This is a genomic window from Streptomyces sp. NPDC050164, from assembly GCF_044459945.1.
Taxonomy (GTDB): Bacteria; Actinomycetota; Actinomycetes; order Streptomycetales; family Streptomycetaceae; genus Streptomyces; species Streptomyces coeruleorubidus_A.
Genome location: NZ_JBITJK010000011.1, coordinates 58,707 through 77,972, shown reverse-complemented (window position 1 = coordinate 77,972; position 19,266 = coordinate 58,707). Strand labels below are relative to the sequence as shown.

Below are 19,266 nucleotides of genomic sequence, written 5' to 3'. Positions count from 1 at the left end.
CGCTCCGGTACCGGCGGCGGAGCGCCGCGGCCCGGGTCAGGTAATGACCGGCACGATGCTGGACGACCGCATCGAGAAGATCCGCTTCTGGACACTGTTCGTCGGCTTCCACACCACGTTCCTGGTGCAGCACTGGCTGGGTGCCGAGGGCATGCCCCGCCGGTACGTCGACTACCTGGCCGCGGACGGCTTCACCTGGCTGAACACCGTCTCGTCGATCGGCGCGTTCCTGCTGGGCCTGTCCACGCTGCCGTTCCTGTACAACGTGTGGAAGACCGCCCAGCAGGGCAAGCGGGTCGAGGTCGACGACCCCTGGGGGTACGGGCGTTCCCTGGAGTGGGCGACCTCGTGTCCGCCCCCGCGGCACAATTTCGTCACCCCGCCGCGCATCCGTTCCGAATCCCCCGCCTTCGACCTGCACCATCCGGACGTGGCCGAGCTGGACGAGGCGGAGAACACCGGCAAACGCGATGTCGTCGAAGCCGACGGCCACAAGGGCGAACGGCCGTGAGAGGCGCCGACAACGAGACGCCGCACGGCGACCCGCGGCAGGCGCTGGCCGACGAGGCCGAGGGCTACCTCCTCGCGCACGCCCATCGCGACCAGGCACGACGCGAGGCGGAAGACCTCTGCGCGCGCATGCCGTGGCTGACCACCGCCCAAGCCGAGGAACTCACCGGCCACTACGTCCGCCGGCGCCTCGACGTCACCCGTCAACTGCTGCACAGCACGGTCCGGCGGGCCGAGGAGCTGCGACAGGAGTACGAGAGCCGCTACGCCGCCCTCCGGCACGCCCTGCTCCGCCGCCACGCCGTCTGCGCCTGCGCCGTCCTCGCCTGCGCGGGCGCAGTGAGCGCCCTGACGGTCCTGCTCACCCGCTGACCAGTTCGTGTTCCGGTTCCGGTTGCCGGGCCGGCACTGCCTTCGTTTCCCACTGGCTGGTGGTCCGTACGTAGCCGTAGATCACCGAGGCCATCGCCAGAATGAGCAGCGGGCCGAACAGCCACGGCCGCTCGGCCATCTCCATCGGCAGATAGCGATAGGACACCAGGAGCGCGGCGAAGACCGCCACTCCGTAGGTGACCAGCTGGATTCCCGACCGGTCCCAGCCGCGTTCGAGCGAGCGCAGGGCCGCCTCTATCGTGACCGTGAACACCACACCGGCCACGAGGTCCACACCGTAGTGGTAGCCGAATCCCAGGGTCGCGGCGAGCGTGGCGATCAGCCAGAACGTGCCCGCGTACCGCAGCACGCGCGGGCCCCTGCGGGAATGGATGAAGATCGCGGTGGCCCACGCCGTGTGCAGGCTGGGCATGCAGTTGCGGGGGGTGATCTCGTCGTACGGCATCTCGTGCGGGGCGACGCCGATCGGTGGCGGCAGGTCCGGCCACAGGTTGGCCACCGCCCACTGCAGGCCGCCGGTGCCGGAGGCGCCCGGACCGTAGGCGAAGATCGGTCCGACGACCGGGAAGATCATGTAGATGCCCGGTCCGAGGAGGCCGATGACCAGGAAGGTCCGCACCAGGTGGTGGCGCGGGAAGCGGCGCTCGGCGGCCACGTTGCGCAGCTGGTAGAGCGCGACGACGACCGCGGCCACCGCCAGTTGGCCGTAGACGGCTTCGAGGGCGAGGGCACCGGCCGGGCCGGTGGCCGTGACGATCCGGCCCACCAGCCACGACGGGTTGCCCAGCGCGTGGTCGGCGGTGGCCAGGTACTGGTCGAGCACCATGGGGCGGGTCTTGGAGGTGATGAGCAGCCAGGTGTCACCGGTCTTGCGGCCGGCCAGCAGCAGCAGACCCAGTCCGACGCCCTTCAGCAGCAGGGCACGTTCTTGGCCGGTGCGGCGCGTGATCGCGATGACGGCAACGCCCAGAATCACCCATAACGCGCCGTTGCCGAAGGGATGGCCGCCGTCGGTCAGATCGGCGCCGACCACCCATCGCACCACCAGGAAGACGGCGTCGATGCCGATCGCGGCGCCCACCGCGATGAACCGTTGCCGCCGGGTGAGCACCACCATCGTCAGCGCCATGCAGGCGTACAGCAGGAAGCCCGATTTGGGGGCGACGATCACCTCTTGCACCTGGGAGGTGATCGGCCCGGGCAGCCCGTACCGGCGCGCGGCGATCTCCAAGGCGATGAGAAACCCGAGGGCCACCACGGCGGCCGTGGCCCACAGCATCGTCCGTGGTCGAGGCCATGCGGCGAGCGTGGTTCTGCGTCTTATGCGCGATAAAATCCGCGTTATTATCGATATCAATTGTTTTAGTCGATTTGTTAGTTGTAATGGGTATGATCGTCACGCGATCGAACATGCTATCGGAGTAGTGCGCCCGCGTCTGGTGGTTTTGACCACCGGGAGGTCGACGGCGTCACGGGCCCGTTCCGCACCATCGGCACCGGCCGCCGACACCGAGACCGGCCCCCACGGCCTTACTCACGCCGAGCCCGTCATTTACGGGACACACGCTTCCATCCGGCGTCGCGCTTCCATCCATCCATGACCCATAGCTGCCTGGGATTTTACGGGGGCCCTTCCGCGACCAGTGCCTTCCCGTCATCCTCGATCTCGGCTTTCTTACCCTTCTCGTCGCTGGTGTTGTACGTGGCGAGGATTCTCCACTCGCAACGCGAGTTGAGTCGGGAGTAGGGGGTGACGCTGAGAGGAAGAACTGCAGGTATTCCGACTGCCAGTTCTCCGTGACGTCGACGGCGAAGTCCGAGGACGTGAGGTAGGCGCCCAAGCCGATGGGTGCCATACCGTCCGACACGAGCTGGTTGTTGAACTCCGCGTGTCCGGCCATGGCCTGTCCGGCGAGTGCCAGCAGGAACGTGGACAGGGAGAAGAGGCCGAGACTGTTGTGGCTCAGGAAGCTACGCGCACGACGCCGGGCAGTCTGCGGGTGCGGTGTCCCGGCTGCTCGAATCGCGTCACGTGCGCGGTGACGCCGTCACGCCGCTCGGAGGCTCGGAGGGAGTTCCGCAGGCGCCGGCCGTGACCAGGACCACCACCGCCACGATGCCGGGGCCGCACCACCGACCTGACATCCCGCCTCCCGTACGGCCCTGGGCGGGACCGGACCGCCCCCCTTCCAGCGGCCCGCGATGAGGAGAGGCAGTCGGACCCATGACCGGCGGCCGCCTGCGGCTCTCCTCGCTCTCGCGTCTCACCTGCGTGTCAGCCCTGTCAGTGCTGTCTGTCAGTCCTGCTTTCCGCGCCCGGTGAGCGCGTCGCGCAGGCGGTCGACCATGCCGGCACCGGGCGCGAGGAGTTTGTTGGCCGGCGGGGTGTCCGGTGCGGAGGGGTGCGGGCGGGTGGGAGCGTGCTCCTTGGCCGCGCGGACCTCCTCGCCGAGCTTCGCGAGGGAATCGGCGGAGCAGGCGTCGGCCAGCAACGGGAAGAGCCGGTTCTCCTCGTCGCTGACATGGGCGGTGACGGCGTTCTTCAGCCGCAGGATCAGCGTGTCGAAACGCCCGTCGCCGGGCCGGCAGCCTTCGAGTTCCTTGAGCATGCGCTCGACTTCGCTGTGGTCGGCGAGCTCCTTGTCGGCGAGGTCGTCTCCCCCGTCGACGTACCGTCGCACGGCCGGGTACAGGTACTCCTCCTCGGCCACCGAGTGCCGGATCAGCTCCATCGTGAGCCGGTCCGCCAGTTCACGCCGCTGCTCGTCGGCCCCGGGCAGCGCTTCGATCCGCGCGAAGAGATCTTCCACCTCGCGGTGATCCGTGGTCAGTTCCTGGATGACGTTTCCGCCGTGTCCCATGGGTTCTCCACTCCTTGTCGTTCTGAGGCAGAGGGGGCGACCGGTTCCGTCCAGCGCTCCACCGGCTCGCCACCCAGGGATACCTGCCACGCGCGGATCGGCGACCTCGTGCAGGTCCGCCACTTCACTCCGGTGGCGGACGGCATCCGGCCGGTACCGCGGGAGAAGCCCACTCGCCCCGCCGCGTCTTGTGCGTGACGGACCACGCTTATGGCGGCCTCCGGCGGGCACACGTGTGGTGCCCGAAAGGGCAGCGAACGGAAGGAGTTGTCGTGTCGTTCCTCTGGGCGATCATCGCCGGGCTCGTCATCGGCCTGCTGGCCAAGCTCGTCGTTCCGGGACGTCAGCCCATTCCCCTGTGGCTGACGGTCATCATGGGCATCGTCGGAGCCGTCGCGGGCAACGCGCTCGCCACCGCCTTCGGTGTGCGCGACACCGGCGGTATCGACTGGATCCGCCACATCTTCCAGATCGGCATCGCGGCCGTCCTCATCGCGTTCGTCACCCCGTTGTGGGCCCGACGGCACGCATAAGTGACTGGCACTCCGGTCCTTGGCCCACTCTTGACACGTGGGCCTGTGGTGAAGAAGATTCGGGTCATCTTGGGGGCGTCTGTGCATCACCACTCCGTCCCCCTTCGCCGCCGGTAGGGCCGACAGGCCCCCCTCGGCCCGCATCGCGTCTGTCGCGTCGGCACACCTGCGAAGTGCCGACCCGCCTCGCACCTTCCCGCGCGTCGCCGCCACCGGCGTACCGCGAGCTGCCGCACGTACCGGTCGGCGCCCGCTGCGGCCGCGGCCGTTCACCGGCCGCGCGCGGCCCACTCGCCTCCGCCCGCCCCGGCCAGGCCCCCGTCCTTCAGGACGGGGGCCTGGCCGCATGCATCGCGGTCACGAAAGGACCCCTAACGGCATGGACAGCGAATTACGCACCGAGTCTCCCGGGCGGGGGACGCTCCCGTCCCTCACCGGTCTGCGCTGGATCGCCGCGCTCCTGGTCTTCGGACTCCACTTCGGGGCCCTGCAGTTGGGGACGGAGGTCGGCGCCCGGGAGCCGTCCGGGGTCGACCGCGGTATCCACAGCGTCTTCAGCACCGGATTCATCGGGGTTTCGTTCTTCTTCGTCCTCAGCGGTTTTGTGCTGACCTGGTCCACCCCGAAGGACCGCCCGGCCCGGCTGTTCTGGCGGCACCGGTTCGCGAAGATCTTCCCGGTGTACGTCGCCGGATCCGTCCTGGCGGTCCTGCTGACCTTCCTGTCCGCCGAGATCTGGCCGAGTTGGCGCACCGTCCTGGCGCACACCTTCCTGGTCCAGTCGTGGATCCCCGACCAGTCCTACATCTTCGGCCTCAATCCGGTGATGTGGTCCCTGAGTTGTGAGGCCTTCTTCTATCTGTGCTTCCCGGCGCTGCTGGTGACGATGGAGCGGGCGACCAACCGCACCCTGCACGTCACGGCCCTCGTCTGCGTCGCGCTGACCTTCGTGGGGCCGGCCCTCGCCGACCGGGCCTTCGCGCTCCGTGCGCCCGAGCCGCCGCCCGTCGTGCCGTTGGAGGGGTACGACAGCCAGTTCATGCTCTGGTTCACCGAGGTGTTCCCGCTGATGCGGCTCACCGAGTTCGTCCTCGGGATGATCGTCGCGCTGCTGGTGCGCCGAGGCACCTGGCGGGGGCCCGGTCTCCAGGTGGCGCTGGTGATCTGCGTCGTAGGCTTCCTCCTGAACCGGGAGCTGCCGCCGCCGCTCCAGCGTGCGGCCGGGATGCTCATCCCCTTCGCCCTGCTGATCGCCGCCCTCGCCAAGGCGGACCTGGCCGGGAAGCGGACACCGCTGCGCGGGCCGCTCATGGTGTTCCTCGGGAAGATCTCCTTCTGCTTCTACGCCGTGCACATGCTCTTCGTGCTGAACACCCTCGGCCGCCTCAAGCCGTGGCTGTTCGAGCTCGGGCTGCTCTCGCGGCCGACCGAGGCTCTGTCCGTCTGGGCGACCCTCGGTTTCCTCGTCCTGTACGCCCTCGCGGCGGCGCTGGCGGCCTGGGCCCTGTACCGGTGGGTGGAGGTGCCGATGACCAGGTTGATCCGGGGGCGGCGGACGCCGCAGGCGCCACCGCCGGAGGATTCGCCGGAGCCCGTCGTACCGCAGCCGAAGACCGCGCTGGGCTCGTCGGCGGACCGGCCGGACCTCTGAACGGTGCGGGCCGCCCGGTCCGCCGGGCGGCCCGCAGCGGCCGGCACCGTACCGGGCGGTGAGCGGACACGAAAGAAGACCCGGTCGGAGGGCACGGGGGATGGCCCCCCAACCGGGTCGGTCGGGGACACCGGCTCAACGCCGGTGCGGGGTGGTGCGGGTGGTGCGTCCGGACCGGGTCCGCTCGGTCGGTCCGGGCTCCGGTCCGGTGCGCGTCGGGTCGATTCCGGCCCGGTCGCGTCCCGTCAGTGCGCGCTCGGCTCCGGCTTCGAGGCCTCGTGCCTCTCCTCGGCGGCACCATCGCCGCCGGGGTTGTTCCGGGGCTTGACGAACAACGTGGCCGCGAGCGCCAGGAGGAGCAGCCCGGCACAGACGTAACTGGCCACCTCGGTCGCGTCGGCCATCGCCTGGCGTGCCGCCTCGGCGACGGACAAGGTCTCCGGATCCTTGGCGAGGGCGGGGATCACCGAACCGGCGCTGTCGGTCACGACACCGCTGAGCTCGCGAGCCTGCCCTTCAGGGATGCCGGAGCCGGTCAGGCTGTCGCGCAGGTTGGAGGTGAGCGTAGTGAAGAACAGCGTGGTCAGGACGGCGATACCGAGCGCGGCGCCGAGTTCGCGGGACGCGCTCTGGACGCCCGACCCCTGCCCGGCGCTTTCGACGGGCACGTCCACGAGCACGACGTTGGTGACCTGCGCGGTGGCGAAGCCGACACCGATGCCGTAGATGAACAGGGCGATCGCGATCAGCCACCAGGCGCTGTCGGTGGCCGCGATCAGACCCAGCATGGCCAGCCCCGCCGCTTCCAGGACCAGACCGATCCGCACCAGGGTGATCGGCGAGCTGGTCATCGAGAAGCTCGCACCACTGGCGCAGAAGCTGCCCGCCGCGAGGGCGACGAGCGCCAGTCCTGCCTGGAAGGCGCTGTAGTCGAGGGCGAACTGCAGCCACAGCGGCATCACCGCGATGATGCCGAACTCACCGAGACCGACGACCAGCGTGACGACGTTGCCGTTGCGGAACGAGGGGATGGAGAACAGCCGCACGTCCATCAGCGGCTCCTCGTTGCGTCGGCTGAGCGCCGCCTGACGGCGCCAGAAGACGAACAGGACGAGGAGGGACACGAGGAACGCGACGAAGACCGGGGAGGGGCCGCTGCTCCAGGAGAAGCCGCCGACCTCCAGCGGTTCGATGGTCTTGAGCCAGCCGTACGTACGGCCCTCGATCAGCCCGAAGGCCAGGAAGCCGAGCCCGATCGCCGACAGCACACCGCCGAAGACGTCGATGCTGCCCCGCGTACGGGGAGAGACAGGCAGGTAGACCAGGGCACCCGCGATGATCAGCGCCACGAGCGGGATGTTGATGCCGAAGGCCCAGCGCCAGGAGAAGTCCGCGAGCCAGCCGCCCAGCAGCGGGCCGACGGCCGCCGCGGCGCCGATGGTCGAGCCCCAGACGGCGAACGCCTGCCCTCGGGCCTTGCCGGTGAACGTCGCGTTCACCAGGGCCAGCGAGGTGGGCAGGATCATGGCCCCGCCGATTCCCTGCAGGAACCTCGCCAGGATCAGCAGGCCGCCGTTGGGCGCGACCGCTGCCACCAGGCTGGTGAGTCCGAAGACGACGAGGCCGACGAGGAAGATCTTGCGGGCGCCCTGCAGGTCGGACAGGCGCCCGGAGATCAGGAGGAGGGCCGCGAAGATGATCGCGTAGGACTCCTGAACCCACTGGGCCTCGACCGAGGTGATCTCCAAGTCCTCGATGATCGGGGCGAGGATCACGTTGACGATGGTGATGTCGACAACGATCAGAGCCACACCCAGGGACACGGCGATCAAGCCGAGCCACTGGCGCGTGGACGGGGATTCTTCTGTGGCGTTCAATGTTCCTCCACCCTGGTGTATCTTTATGGTGAAGGTAACTCTACGCGCCGTGGCTTGTCAAACTCGGTAGCGGAGGGTGTCGCACAGGGGGTGACCAAAGCGGTGCGGGGGCCGTTGACCGCGGCAGCAAGACATCTGCGCACCCGAGAGGCCCCATGCTGGATCGGCTACCAGCTGCCCCGCCTCGTCGGCACACCCGGCCTGCGACAGATCGACGCCGCCGAGGACTCCGACAGCCCGTACGCCGGCGGACCCTCCTTCGGCCTCGCCGAGGGCACCGACCCGGACACGATCGCCTGGGGCGACCTCGGCTACGCCGCGGAGTACCGGAAGTCCTACGCGGTCTTCACCGGGCTGCGCGAAGAGGGCGTCGTCCCCGCCGGCGTACGGATGCAGGCCGAATACCCGCCCCCCGTCGCGGTCGGCATGCTCTTCCACCCCCGACGACAAGGACCGGATCAGCCCGTCCTGCCAGCGGGCGCTCCTCGCCGACCTGGACGAGCTCGTCCGGAGCGTGCCGCACGACGATCTCGCGGTGCAGTGGGACGCGGCGGTGGAGACCGTCACGACCGACCAGCAACCGGAGCAACTGGAGGCCATGACCACGCAGCTCGCGGCGCTCGTCGACCACCTGCCCGCGGGCGCGCCCGTGCCAACGCGGTGACCCGCACCGCCGAACGCGCCCCGGCCTGGATCTCCTTCACCGTGCCGCAGGACCGCGACGACGAGGCCTACTTCGCGCCGCTGGCCGGCCTGCGCGCCGATCCGGAGACCGAGATCTACCTGTCGGTCGTGCCCTACCACCCCGAGCACCAGGCCGAGGGGACGACCGGGAGGCAGATCGCGCTCATCGACCGGTACCTGCCCGAGGGCGCCCGCCCCTGGGGCATCTGCACCGAGTGCGGCGTGGCCCGGGCGGACCGGCAGGACGTACCGCGGCTGCTCGAACTGCACCGCGAGATCCTCGCGCGGCACGCGCCGGGCCGGTAGCCCCGGACGGTCCGGGCCGGCTGCTCGCCTCCACGGCGGGCGGCCGGCCCTTCGTATGCGGCCAACGCCCCCGTGAAGAAGGGCCCTTGACAATCCGACCTGCGGTGAAGAAGATGTTGTCCATATTGGAATCTGTGTGTCCGGGTGGCTGTTTTCAGCCCCGATGCCGATTTCACCCCAGCCCGCAGCGGACAGCCGACGCCGAGATAATTCTCGGCGTTTTTCTATGCCCGTCGCACCGCTGCCCCGGGCGTTCTCCATCACCCGGCCTTCCGCACGAGAAGGCCCTGTGTCCGGCAAGCCCTGCCCAAAAGGAGAAGCATGAAAGTCCTCTTCATAGCAGCGGGAACGAGTCCCGCGGGCGTATTCGCCCTGGCTCCGTTAGCGACGGCACTGCGCAACGCCGGTCACGAGATCATCGTCGCGGCCTTCGACGAACTCACCCCGACCATCGAGGGCGTCGGACTGCCCCCGGTGGCCGTGGTGACCGAGCACACCACCGAGAGCATCAAGCAGCTGGACCGGCCCGGCGGCCCGATCGAATTCCCGTGGTCTCCCGAGCAGGAACTCCCCTACGTCGGCCGGTGGTTCGGGCGCCAGGCGGCGGTGAGCCTCCAGGGGCTGCTGGCGCTCACCAAGGCCTGGAGCCCGGACCTGGTGGTCGGCGGGACCGACGCGTACGCCGCCACGCTGCTCGGCGCCCACCTCGGCATCCCGCATGTCCGGCAGGCCTGGGACTGGCTGCACTTCGACGGCGGGGAGCGTTACGCGAACGAGGAACTGGCTCCCGAGCTGTCGGCCATCGGGCTCGACCGGCTGCCCGACCCCGACCTGTTCATCGACCTCTGCCCGCCCAGCCTGCTGCCGGCGGGCGCCACGGCCGGCATACCGATGCGGTGGGTGCCGGGCAACCGGCAGCGCAAGCTCGAACCGTGGATGTACGAACGCGGTGAGCGCCCCCGGGTCTGCGTCACCTACGGCAGCTTCCGGACCGCCATGCCCGAGATCTTCGACCACCTGTGCGGGCTGGTGTCCCGCCTCACCGAACTGGACGCCGAGATCGTGGTGGCGGCGAACGACGAGGCGGCCGAGAAGCTGCGCGCCCGGTTCCCGCAGGTGCGCAGCGGCTGGGTGCCGCTGGAGTTCCTCGTCCGTACCTGCGACACGATCGTGCACAGCGGCGGGCTCACCGCCCTCAACGCGATGGCCGCAGGCACGCCGCAGGTCGTGCTCAACCAGTTCGAGGCCTTCCAGCCGTCACTGCGGCTACTGGAGCAGCAGGGGTCGGGCCTGGTGCTCCACCGGGCGGCGGGTTCGCCCCAGGGCACGTTCGAGGCGTGCGGCACGATCCTGTCCGACGACCGCTACGCACGGCAGGCCCGGGAACTCGCCCGCGAACTCAACTCGCTCCCCACGCCCAACGACGTCGTCGCCGACCTGGAGAGGCTGGTGCGCTCGTGAGCAGCTACGGAGCGGATCACGCGGACGTCTACGACGCCGTCTACCGAGGCCGGGGCAAGGACTACGCGGCGGAGGCGGACGACGTCATGCGGCTGCTGCGCGAGCGGCAGCCCGACATCGCCAGCCTGCTGGACGTCGCCTGCGGCACCGGCACCCACCTGGACGCCCTGCGCAAATCCGTCGACCACGTCGAGGGGGTGGAGCTGTCGCCCGCGATGCACGCGCTGGCGGTGAAGCGGCTCCCGGGCGTGGCGGTCCACCTGGCCGACATGCGCACCTTCGATCTGGGCCGTGCGTTCGACGCGATCACCTGCATGTTCAGCTCGGTCGGGTATCTGGAGTCGACCGAGGAGCTGGACCGCACGCTGGCGGTGTTCCGGCGCCATCTGACGCCGGGCGGGGTGGTGCTGGTCGAGCCGTGGTGGTTCCCGGAGGAGTTCCTGGACGGGTACGTCTCAGCCGCCGTCGTGGAGGTGGACGGCCGCACCATCGCCCGCGTCTCGCACACGGTCCGCGAGGGCGACTCCACTCGGATGACGGTGGAGTACACCGTGGGTGAGCCCGCCACCGGCCTGCGCCGGTTCTCCGACACCCACGTGCTGTCGCTGTTCACGCGGGAGCAGTACGAGCGCGCATTCGAGCGGGCCGGGCTGGCCGTCGAGTACGTGGTCGGCGGGCCTTCGGGACGCGGGCTGTTCCTGGCGACCGCCCCTTCGTCCCCTTCCGGCGAAGAAGTCCGGGAGGGGCGATGACGGCGCCCTCCGCGCGCGGCCCGGTCGGCAAAGTGCGCTCCTGCGAGCTGATAGACCTCCAGACCATCGCCGACAGCCGTGGGCAATTGTCCGTGGTCGAGGGAATCAAGGACATCGGCTTCGATATCAAGCGGCTGTTCTACCTTTACGCATTGCCGCCGGACTCGTTGCGCGGCGACCACGCCCACCGTAATCTGGAGCAATTGGTCATCGCCGTTTCGGGCAGTTTCGACGTCACGGTCGACGACACCGCCGACACCTCGGTGTATCGCCTGGACAGCCCGCGTCAGGGTCTCTACATCGGGCCGATGGTGTGGAACGGCCTCACCAACTTCTCCGAGGGCGCGGTCGCTCTGGTCCTGGCCTCGGAGCATTACGACGAGGCCGACTACTACCGCGAGTACCAGGAATTCGCGACCGACGCCGGACGACTGACGTGAGCATTCCCTTCCTCGATCTGAAAGCGCCCCATGCGGAGATCCGGGAGGAGCTCGACGCGGCGTACCACCGGGTGGTCGACTCGGGCTGGTTCCTCCTGGGCGCCGAACTGGACGCGTTCGAGGCCGAGTTCGCCGCCTACTGCGGAGCCGAGCACTGCGTGGCGGTGGGCAGCGGCTGCGACGCCCTGGAGCTTGCTCTGCGGGGGCTGGGCATCGGCGCGGGCGACGAGGTGATCGTCCCCAGCGCGACGTACATCGCCACCTGGCTCTCCGTCTCGGCCGCCGGGGCCACCCCGGTGCCGGTCGAGGTGGACCCCGCCACCCACCTGCTCGACCCCGCCCGGGTGGCGGCGGCCATCACACCGTCCACCCGGGCCGTCATGCCGGTCCACCTCTACGGCCAGGCCGCGGACCTCGACGCGCTGCGGCGGACGGCCAAGGCGCACGGGCTCGCGGTGGTGGACGACGCCGCTCAGGCCCACGGCGCCCGGTACCGGGGCCGGCGGGTGGGCACCGGCACCACGGCGACCGCGTTCAGCTTCTACCCCGGGAAGAACCTCGGGGCGCTCGGCGACGGCGGTGCGGTGCTGACCTCGGACGCCGAACTCGCCGACCGGCTGCGGCTGTTGCGGAACTACGGCTCGCGGCGCAAGTACCACCACGAGCTCCAGGCGACCAACTCCCGCCTGGACGAGCTGCAGGCGGCCGTCCTGCGGGTCAAGCTCGGCCATCTCGACCGCTGGAACCGTCGCCGGGCGGAGATCGCCGGGCAGTACCGGGCGGGGCTCGCGGGACTGCCCGGGCTGCGCCTCCCGCAGACGCCGGCGGGAACCGAGCCCGCGTGGCACCTGTTCGTCGTCGGCTGCGACGACCGGGACCGGTTGCGCAAGAGCCTGGCCGAGGCGGGCATCGGCACGCTGGTCCACTATCCGATCCCCGTCCACCTGTCGCAGGCCTACGCCGACGACACCCGGTGGCCGGCCGGTACCTACCCCATCGCGGAGTCCATCGCCGAACAGGTGCTCAGCCTGCCGATGGGACCGCACCTGAGCGACCGGGACGTCGCCGACGTGGTCGCCGCCGTCCGCGCCGCACTCTGAGCCCCGGCCGCTCCCGCCCTTCGCTTCCTTCCCGTATCCGCGACCGAAAGGTTCCGCCGTCATGCAGACCCCACCGCAGCTGCCGCCCTCCGTCCGCGTGCTGCAACTCGCCACGGCGAGCTGGATGGCCGCCGCCGTGAGCGCCCTCGCCGAACTGGGTGTCGCCGACGCGCTGTCCGACGGCGCCCGCCCCGTGGACGAGATCGCCGAGGCCGTCGGCGCCCACGGACCGACGCTCTACCGGCTGCTGCGCGCGGGCGCCGACATCGGGCTGCTCGAGGAGCGCGCGGGCGAGGTGTTCGCCCTGACCGAGGTCGGCGAGGCGCTCCGCAGCGATTCGCCCACCTCGATGCGGAACTTCGCCCGGTGGGTCGGGCTCGCCGCCGACCGGAACACCTGGGCCGGTCTCGCCGACAGCGTCCGCACCGGCGAACCCGCCTTCGAGCGGGTGCACGGCCAGAACGTCTGGGACTTCATGCGCGAGAGGGCGGATGTCTCCGGCGTGTTCGACGACGCCATGAGCGAGGCCTCACGGCAGCTGATCGCCCCGGTGGTCGGCGCGTTCGACTTCAGCGGCATCGGCACGCTGGTCGACGTCGCGGGCGGCCACGGTGCGCTGCTCGCCGCGGTGCTCGCCGCCAACCCGGACGTCCGCGGCGTGCTGTACGACCAGCCGGACGTGGTCGCGGGCGCGGGCCGGGCGTTCAAGGACTCCGGTACGGACGGCCGGGTCGAGATCGTCGGGGGCGACTTCTTCGACTCCGTACCGCCGGGCGCCGACGCGTACCTGCTCTCCAACGTCATCCACGACTGGGACGACGCGCACTCGCTCACCATCCTGCGCAACTGCCGGGAGGCGCTCGCCGAGGGCGGCCGGGTGCTGCTGGTCGAGGCGGTCATGCCGGACCGGAGCGAGCCGTCGCCGACGGTCACCCTGATGGACCTCAACATGCTGGTGCTCTGCGGCGGCCGCCAGCGCACCGAGGCCGAGTTCGCCGCTCTCTTCGAGTCGGCCGGCCTCAGGCTCACCCGGATCGTCCGGGCCGGACTGCACAGCGTCGTCGAAGCAGTCCGCGCCTGACCCCGACCCGAACCGAAACGAAGGACTGGAACCCATGCCGTTCATCACACCGGACAACGGATCGCTCACGGTGTTCAACCTGTTCGACACCACGAGCACCGATGCGCAGAAGGTCCTGCTCGACACCATGAAAGGGATCATCAACGGGGCGAACTACCCGGGCTGGCGGTCCTCCACCCTGCACGGCGGGCTGGACCGGCCCTGCGCCGCGAACTACATCCAGTGGCGCAGTGTGGCAGACCTCCAGGAACGCTACGAGGGTGAGAACTTCAAGCACAACACGGTGCCCCACTTCAGCGAGCTGACCACCTCGGTCCACCTGCTCAAGACGGAGGTGGTCTCCACCCGGCTGCACGCCTCGCTGGAGCACATCGAGATATCGCCCGAGCGGGACGACTTCACCGTCATCGTCATCATGGGCGTCGAACCGTCGAACCAGGCGCGCCTGGTGGAGCTGTTCACGGAGCCCGACGCGTGGATGCAGGAGGTGCCGGGCTTCCGCTCCAACTCGATCCTGCGCGGGCTGGACGGCGACTACGTCGTCAACTACGCCCAGTGGGACGACCGCGAATCCTACGAGCGGTTCCACAAGCTGCCCGAGGAGGACCGCCCCGCACACTCCCGGGCGATGCGGGCGAAGGCGCGGCCGCTGCTGACGTCCCGGTCGTCGAACACGTACGAGGTCGTGTACTCCCGGTCCGCCGCCGACCAGCCGGCAGGTGGCCGGTGACCGCCACGATCCGCCCTTCCGCCCCCGCCGGGGCCCGCGGTTCGCGGCCCGTTCCCGACCCGGTCGTCGTCGGGCCCGAGGACCACCGCTACGCGGAACTGGTGCGGGGCGACAACTACCGGTTCGTCGGGCAGCCGGACCGGATCGAGCTGGTCCGCACCACCGAGCAGGTCGTCGACGCGCTGCGGCGGGCCCGGGCGGCGGGCCTGCGGATGGCCGTCCGCAGCGGCGGGCACTGCGGGGAGGCGTTCGTCGCCGACCCCGGGGTGCGGGTCGTCCTGGACCTTTCGATGATGTCGGAGGTGTACCACGACCCGGAGCGCGACGCCGTCGCGATCGAGGCGGGGGCGACCGTCGGGCACGTCTACAAGACGCTCTACCGCAACTGGGGCGTGACCCTTCCCGCCGGGGTGTGCACCGCGGTGGGCGCGGGCGGCCACATCAGCGGCGGCGGGTACGGTCCGCTGTCCCGGTTGCACGGGCTGGTCGCCGACCATCTGTATGCCGTCGAGGTCGTGCACGTCGACGCCGACGGCGAGGTGGCCGTCACGGTCGCCACCCGCGAACCCGACGACCCCCACCGGGAGTTGTGGTGGGCGCACACCGGCGGGGGCGGGGGCAACTTCGGCATCGTCACGCGGTTCTGGATGCGCTCCCCCGGGGCCGTGGGCTCCGACCCCGCGGAGCTGCTGCCCAAGCCGCCGCCCTCGCTGCTGCTCGCGATGGTCAACTGGTCGTGGGAGCAGGTGGATCTGCCGGCGTTCACCCGGATCATCAAGAACTTCATGGCCTGGCACGTGGAGCACAGCGCCGCCGGCTCGCCGTACGCGGGCCTGTTCGCCTCCCTGTGGGTCCGGCACCGCTCCGGCGGCGACCTGACCATGTTCGTCCAGATGGACCCCACGGCGCCGAACGCCGATGCCGCCATGGGCTCCTTCCTCGCCGCTGTGGACGAGGGCGTCGGGGTGGAGCCGTTCGCGATCCGGTACGAACTGCCGTGGCTGACCGCGGCCCGGCACATGGGCCAGGGCGACTCCGGTCCGGTGCTGGGCGCGAGGACCAAGTCCAAGGCCGCGTATCTGCGGGGCGTCCACACCGACGAGCAGATCGCCGGGCTCTACCGGCACTTCACCCGCGAGGACTACTTCGGCCGTGAGTCGCTGATGATGCTCAACGGGTACGGCGGCGCGATCAACGCGGTGGCGCCCGGTGACACCGCGTCCGCCCAGCGCGATTCGGTGATCAAGGCCGCCTACTCGGCCGCCTGGAACGACCCGGGCGAGGACGAGCTCCACATCGCCTGGCTGCGCGGCCTGTACGGAGAGCTGTTCGGCGCCGCCGGCGGCGCCCCGGTCTCCGACGAGCTGAGCGACGGCTCGTACATCAACTACCCCGACATCGACCTGGCCGACCCGGAGTTCAACACCTCGGGCGTGCCCTGGCACCAGCTCTACTACAAGGAGAACTACGTCCGTTTGCAGGCCGTGAAGGCGGCCTTCGACCCACTCGACGTGTTCCACCACCAGCTGTCGGTGCGGCTCCCGTCGTCCGGCACGACGACGACCGCGTCCACACCCCGAGTGCGGGAGAACCAGATGACCTACGCCTCCGACCACATCCCCGACCGGTACGACTTCGAGGACATGTACACCGGCGCGGCGGACGCTCCGCCCGTCCAGCCCTGGGACATCGGCAGGCCGCAGCCGGCCCTGGTCGCGGTCGAGGAGGCCGGTCTGATCGCCGGGAGCGTCCTGGACGTCGGCTGCGGGCTCGGGGACAACGCCTCGTTCCTCGCCTCCCGGGGCCACGCCGTCACCGCGGTCGACGTGTCGGCGACAGCGGTGGCCGAGGCCCGTCGGCGGGCCGAGGCCAAGGGCGTGGACGTCGAGTTCGTCGTCGGGGACGCCACCCGGCTGAAGGGCTTCGAGGGCCGCTTCGACACGGTCGTCGACAGCGCGTGCTTCCACGCGCTGGCCGAGGACGAGCGGCAGCGCTATCTCAGGGTGCTGCACGACGCCTGCCGACCGGGGGCCCGGTTGCACATGTTCTGCTTCGCCGAGGAGCTGGACGCGCCGTTCCCCGGCCCGCACCGGCACAGTGCGGTGAACCTCCGCCGGATGGTCGGGAGCGTCTGGGACGTCGTGGCCATCGAGGCCGTGGCGTACGCCAGTTCGCTGCGGCCCGAGGACATCGCGGCCATGATCAAGGAGGAGTATCCGGACGCCGAGGTCACGGCGGACCAGTTGCAGGGTCTGGCGCTGGACGAGACGGGCCGGGCGACGATGCCGGTCTGGCACGTGACGGCCGAGCGCCGGGGCTGAGTCCGCGGGGCTGCCGCGCCGGGTCGGCTGACGTCGGCGTGGGGCCTTTCGGATCCTGGTCGGTCCGGAAGGCCCCGCCGTGCGCTCCGGCAGGGACTACTGCCGGGATGCGTGCAGGAAGCGGCCGGTCATCGACTCCCCGGTCCTCGGCATCCGGCCGGGAGGACCTTCGTAGACGATGCGGCCACCCTCGTCACCGGCGCCGGGGCCCAGGTCGACGACCCAGTCGGCGCGGGCGATGATGTCCAGGTTGTGTTCGATCACGATGACCGAGGCGCCGCCGTCGACGAGCCCGTCCAGCAGCCGGATCAGGTTGTCGACATCGGCCAGGTGCAGCCCGGTGGACGGCTCGTCGAGGATGTAGATCTTCGCGTTCTTGCGCATCTCGATGGCCAGCCGCAGGCGCTGACGCTCCCCGCCGGACAGCGTGGTGAGCGGCTGCCCGAGGCTGACGTATCCGAGGCCGACGTCCTTCAGCGCGGCGAGCACCGGGGTGACGGACTTCTCCGTGAAGAAGTCCGCCGCGGTGTCGACGGACATCGCCAGCACGTCGGCGATGCTCTTTCCGCGCAGGTGGTAGGAGAGGACCTCGCCGGTGAACCGGCGGCCGTCGCACTTCTCGCAGGTGGTCGGCACGGCGGTCATGTAGCCGAGGTCCGTGTAGGTGACACCGAGCCCCTTGCAAGTGGGGCAGGCGCCCTCGGAGTTCGCGCTGAAAAGCGCGGCCTTGACGCCGTTGGCGCCGGCGAAGGCTTCGCGGATGCCGTCGAGCAGGCCGGTGTACGTGGCCGGGTTGGACCGGCGGGATCCCTTGATGGGCGACTGGTCGACGATCGCGGCCTCCGCGTCCTTCGGCAGGGACCCGAGCACGAGGGAGCTCTTGCCCGCCCCGGCCACGCCGGTGACGGCCGTGAGCACGCGGAGCGGGATGCTGACGCTGACGTCGCGCAGGTTGTGCAGGGACGCCGACTTGATGTCGAGCGAGCCGACGGGTTCGCGCACCTCGGTCTTGAGGGGCTGACGGACCGAGAGGTGGGCTCCGGTCGGGGTTCCCGACTTCTTCAGGCCGGCCACGTCGCCCTCGTAGATGACCTGTCCCCCGTTGAGCCCGGCGCCCGGGCCGATGTCGACGACGTGGTCGGCGGCGGCGATGACCTCGGGGTTGTGCTCGACGACCAGCACGGTGTTGCCCTTGTCCCGCAGGCGCTCCAGCAGGCCGATCATGCGCCTGGTGTCATGGGCGTGCAGGCCCGCGGTGGGCTCGTCGAAGACGTACGTGAGCTCGGTGAGGCTGGAGTCGAGGTGGCGGACCATCTTGATGCGCTGGGCCTCGCCGCCGGACAGGGTGCCGGCGGCGCGGTCGAGGCTGAGGTAGCCGAGCCCGATCTCCACCAGATTGTCGAGGATGGAGACCAGACCGGCCTTGAGCGGGGCGATCCCGCGGTCGGGCAACGTGGCGGCCCACTGGCTCAGTTCGGTGATCTGCATGGCGTTGCAGTCGGCGATGCTCACGCCGTCGATCCGGCAGGCGCGGGCGGCCTCGTTGAGCCGGGTGCCGGAGCAGTCGGGGCACGGGCCGGTGGTGCCGATCGCCTCGACGGCCCGCCGTACGTGCGGGCGCAGCGAGTCGGGGTCCTTGGAGAGGTAGAGGCGTTTGATCTTGTCCAGGACGCCTTCGTACGCCATGTTGTAGCCGCCGGTCTTCACGACGTCACCGGTCCCGGTGAGCAACTGCTCCCAGTCCTCCTCGGTGAACTTCCCCAGCGGCAGGTCGTTGTCGAAGAACCCGGACTCGGTGTAGATCTTCCAGAAGACCGAGCCGACGGCGAAGTTGGGGAAGGTGATCGCCCCTTCGTTGAGGGACAGCGAGCGGTCGAAGATCCCCTCGACGTCGAGGGCCGAGGTGCGCCCGACGCCCCCGCACTCCTGGCACATGCCGGCCGGATCGTTGAACGAGAGAGCGCTGGGGCTCGGCACGGCCGGGGTTCCCACCCGGGCGAAGACGATACGGAGCATCGTCCAGGTGTCGGTCACGGTGCCCACCGTGGAGCGGGAGTTGGCTCCGATGCGTTCCTGGTCGACGACGATGGCGGCGTTGAGGTTCTCCAGGCTGTCGACGTCCGGGCGGGGCAGCGTCGGCATCTGCGACTGGAGGAACGCCGGGTAGGTCTCGTTGATCAGGCGCTGCGACTCGGCGGCGATCGTGTCGAACGCGAGCGAGGACTTGCCCGAGCCGGAGACTCCGGTGAAGACGACGAGGTTCCTCTTGGGGATGTCGAGGTCGACGCCGGTGAGGTTGTTCTCGCGGGCTCCCCGGACCCGGATCACCTGGACTAAGTCCGCCGGGGCCCCGGCCGCACGTGCTGATGCTTTCGATGAGCTCACTCTGTCATCCGTTCCTTGTGCAGGGGTGTGTGACATGGAGGGTGGCGATCGGCACGGCGCCGTTCCGCTCCCCGGGCAGGCCAGGGAGCGCCGAGAGTGGTTCGGGCCGGGAGGGTGGTGTGGATGCGGCCCCGGTGCGGGCGGTGCGGCCGGTGCGCCGTTCGGCCGCCGCCGGCCCTGC

Annotated in this window: 17 protein-coding genes and 1 pseudogene; 13 read left to right on the top strand and 5 right to left on the bottom strand. The window is 70.2% G+C overall.

The window, feature by feature from the left end; genetic code table 11:
* Positions 1 to 43: 43 nt before the first annotated feature.
* Positions 44 to 511 (top strand): annotated as a pseudogene (locus ACIBNA_RS17745) (cbb3-type cytochrome c oxidase subunit I); the annotation flags it as partial.
* Positions 508 to 882 carry a hypothetical protein gene (locus ACIBNA_RS17740; RefSeq protein ID WP_399166119.1) on the top strand — a complete coding sequence of 125 codons (375 nt, stop codon included), beginning with the start codon at positions 508 to 510 and terminating at the stop codon, positions 880 to 882. The pseudogene ACIBNA_RS17745 and the gene ACIBNA_RS17740, both read left to right, overlap by 4 nt.
* Here the strand turns inward: ACIBNA_RS17740 and ACIBNA_RS17735 are convergent.
* The 3 genes from ACIBNA_RS17735 to ACIBNA_RS17725 form a co-directional block, all read right to left on the bottom strand.
* Positions 872 to 2,182, bottom strand: coding sequence for a phosphatase PAP2 family protein (locus tag ACIBNA_RS17735; RefSeq protein WP_399166118.1), 1,311 nt, complete (start codon positions 2,180 to 2,182; stop codon positions 872 to 874). The two genes, ACIBNA_RS17740 and ACIBNA_RS17735, sit on opposite strands and share 11 nt — an antisense overlap.
* A gap of 190 nt (positions 2,183 to 2,372) precedes the next feature.
* Positions 2,373 to 2,870 (bottom strand): DUF6766 family protein, encoded by a 498-nt coding sequence (locus ACIBNA_RS17730; protein WP_399166202.1) that lies wholly within the window; start codon positions 2,868 to 2,870, stop codon positions 2,373 to 2,375.
* Positions 2,871 to 3,200: 330 nt separating this feature from the next.
* Complete coding sequence (locus tag ACIBNA_RS17725) at positions 3,201 to 3,764, bottom strand: hemerythrin domain-containing protein (RefSeq protein WP_399166117.1); 564 nt, start codon at positions 3,762 to 3,764, stop codon at positions 3,201 to 3,203.
* 272 nt (positions 3,765 to 4,036) lie between these two features.
* On the opposite strand from ACIBNA_RS17725, the gene ACIBNA_RS17720 reads away from it, so the two are divergent.
* Positions 4,037 to 4,297 (top strand): GlsB/YeaQ/YmgE family stress response membrane protein, encoded by a 261-nt coding sequence (locus tag ACIBNA_RS17720; protein ID WP_274820346.1) that lies wholly within the window; start codon positions 4,037 to 4,039, stop codon positions 4,295 to 4,297.
* Positions 4,298 to 4,676: 379 nt separating this feature from the next.
* Entirely contained in the window at positions 4,677 to 5,948 is a 1,272-nt protein-coding gene (locus ACIBNA_RS17715; RefSeq protein WP_399166116.1) for an acyltransferase family protein, read from the top strand.
* Between the two features lie 245 nt (positions 5,949 to 6,193).
* On the opposite strand, the gene ACIBNA_RS17710 is transcribed toward ACIBNA_RS17715, so the two are convergent.
* Positions 6,194 to 7,825: a DHA2 family efflux MFS transporter permease subunit gene (locus tag ACIBNA_RS17710; protein ID WP_399166115.1), complete on the bottom strand. Its 1,632-nt coding sequence runs from the start codon at positions 7,823 to 7,825 to the stop codon at positions 6,194 to 6,196.
* 514 nt (positions 7,826 to 8,339) lie between these two features.
* Here ACIBNA_RS17710 and ACIBNA_RS17705 point away from each other — a divergent pair.
* The 9 genes from ACIBNA_RS17705 to ACIBNA_RS17665 all read left to right on the top strand — a co-directional run bounded on the left by ACIBNA_RS17705 (position 8,340) and on the right by ACIBNA_RS17665 (position 16,700).
* The gene (locus ACIBNA_RS17705; protein ID WP_399166114.1) at positions 8,340 to 8,489 is read left to right on the top strand and encodes a hypothetical protein; all 150 of its coding nucleotides are present in this window, start codon (positions 8,340 to 8,342) and stop codon (positions 8,487 to 8,489) included.
* The gene (locus ACIBNA_RS17700; protein ID WP_399166113.1) at positions 8,486 to 8,815 is read left to right on the top strand and encodes a hypothetical protein; all 330 of its coding nucleotides are present in this window, start codon (positions 8,486 to 8,488) and stop codon (positions 8,813 to 8,815) included. The genes ACIBNA_RS17705 and ACIBNA_RS17700 overlap by 4 nt, the downstream gene beginning before the upstream one ends.
* A gap of 321 nt (positions 8,816 to 9,136) precedes the next feature.
* Positions 9,137 to 10,276 (top strand): nucleotide disphospho-sugar-binding domain-containing protein, encoded by a 1,140-nt coding sequence (locus ACIBNA_RS17695; RefSeq protein ID WP_399166112.1) that lies wholly within the window; start codon positions 9,137 to 9,139, stop codon positions 10,274 to 10,276.
* The gene (locus tag ACIBNA_RS17690; RefSeq protein WP_399166111.1) at positions 10,273 to 11,028 is read left to right on the top strand and encodes a class I SAM-dependent DNA methyltransferase; all 756 of its coding nucleotides are present in this window, start codon (positions 10,273 to 10,275) and stop codon (positions 11,026 to 11,028) included. Before ACIBNA_RS17695 ends, ACIBNA_RS17690 begins: the two co-directional genes overlap by 4 nt.
* On the top strand, positions 11,025 to 11,468 hold the full coding sequence (locus ACIBNA_RS17685) for a sugar 3,4-ketoisomerase (protein ID WP_399166110.1): 444 nt from the start codon (positions 11,025 to 11,027) through the stop codon (positions 11,466 to 11,468). Before ACIBNA_RS17690 ends, ACIBNA_RS17685 begins: the two co-directional genes overlap by 4 nt.
* Complete coding sequence (locus ACIBNA_RS17680) at positions 11,465 to 12,568, top strand: DegT/DnrJ/EryC1/StrS family aminotransferase (protein WP_399166109.1); 1,104 nt, start codon at positions 11,465 to 11,467, stop codon at positions 12,566 to 12,568. Before ACIBNA_RS17685 ends, ACIBNA_RS17680 begins: the two co-directional genes overlap by 4 nt.
* A gap of 61 nt (positions 12,569 to 12,629) precedes the next feature.
* Complete coding sequence (locus ACIBNA_RS17675) at positions 12,630 to 13,649, top strand: methyltransferase (protein WP_399166108.1); 1,020 nt, start codon at positions 12,630 to 12,632, stop codon at positions 13,647 to 13,649.
* A 34-nt stretch (positions 13,650 to 13,683) separates the two neighbouring features.
* Positions 13,684 to 14,379: an antibiotic biosynthesis monooxygenase family protein gene (locus ACIBNA_RS17670; RefSeq protein ID WP_399166107.1), complete on the top strand. Its 696-nt coding sequence runs from the start codon at positions 13,684 to 13,686 to the stop codon at positions 14,377 to 14,379.
* Positions 14,376 to 16,700, top strand: coding sequence for a methyltransferase domain-containing protein (locus ACIBNA_RS17665; protein WP_399166106.1), 2,325 nt, complete (start codon positions 14,376 to 14,378; stop codon positions 16,698 to 16,700). Before ACIBNA_RS17670 ends, ACIBNA_RS17665 begins: the two co-directional genes overlap by 4 nt.
* 96 nt (positions 16,701 to 16,796) lie before the next feature.
* Here the strand turns inward: ACIBNA_RS17665 and ACIBNA_RS17660 are convergent, their stop codons facing one another.
* Positions 16,797 to 19,121 carry an ATP-binding cassette domain-containing protein gene (locus tag ACIBNA_RS17660; protein WP_399166105.1) on the bottom strand — a complete coding sequence of 775 codons (2,325 nt, stop codon included), beginning with the start codon at positions 19,119 to 19,121 and terminating at the stop codon, positions 16,797 to 16,799.
* Positions 19,122 to 19,266 lie beyond the last annotated feature (145 nt).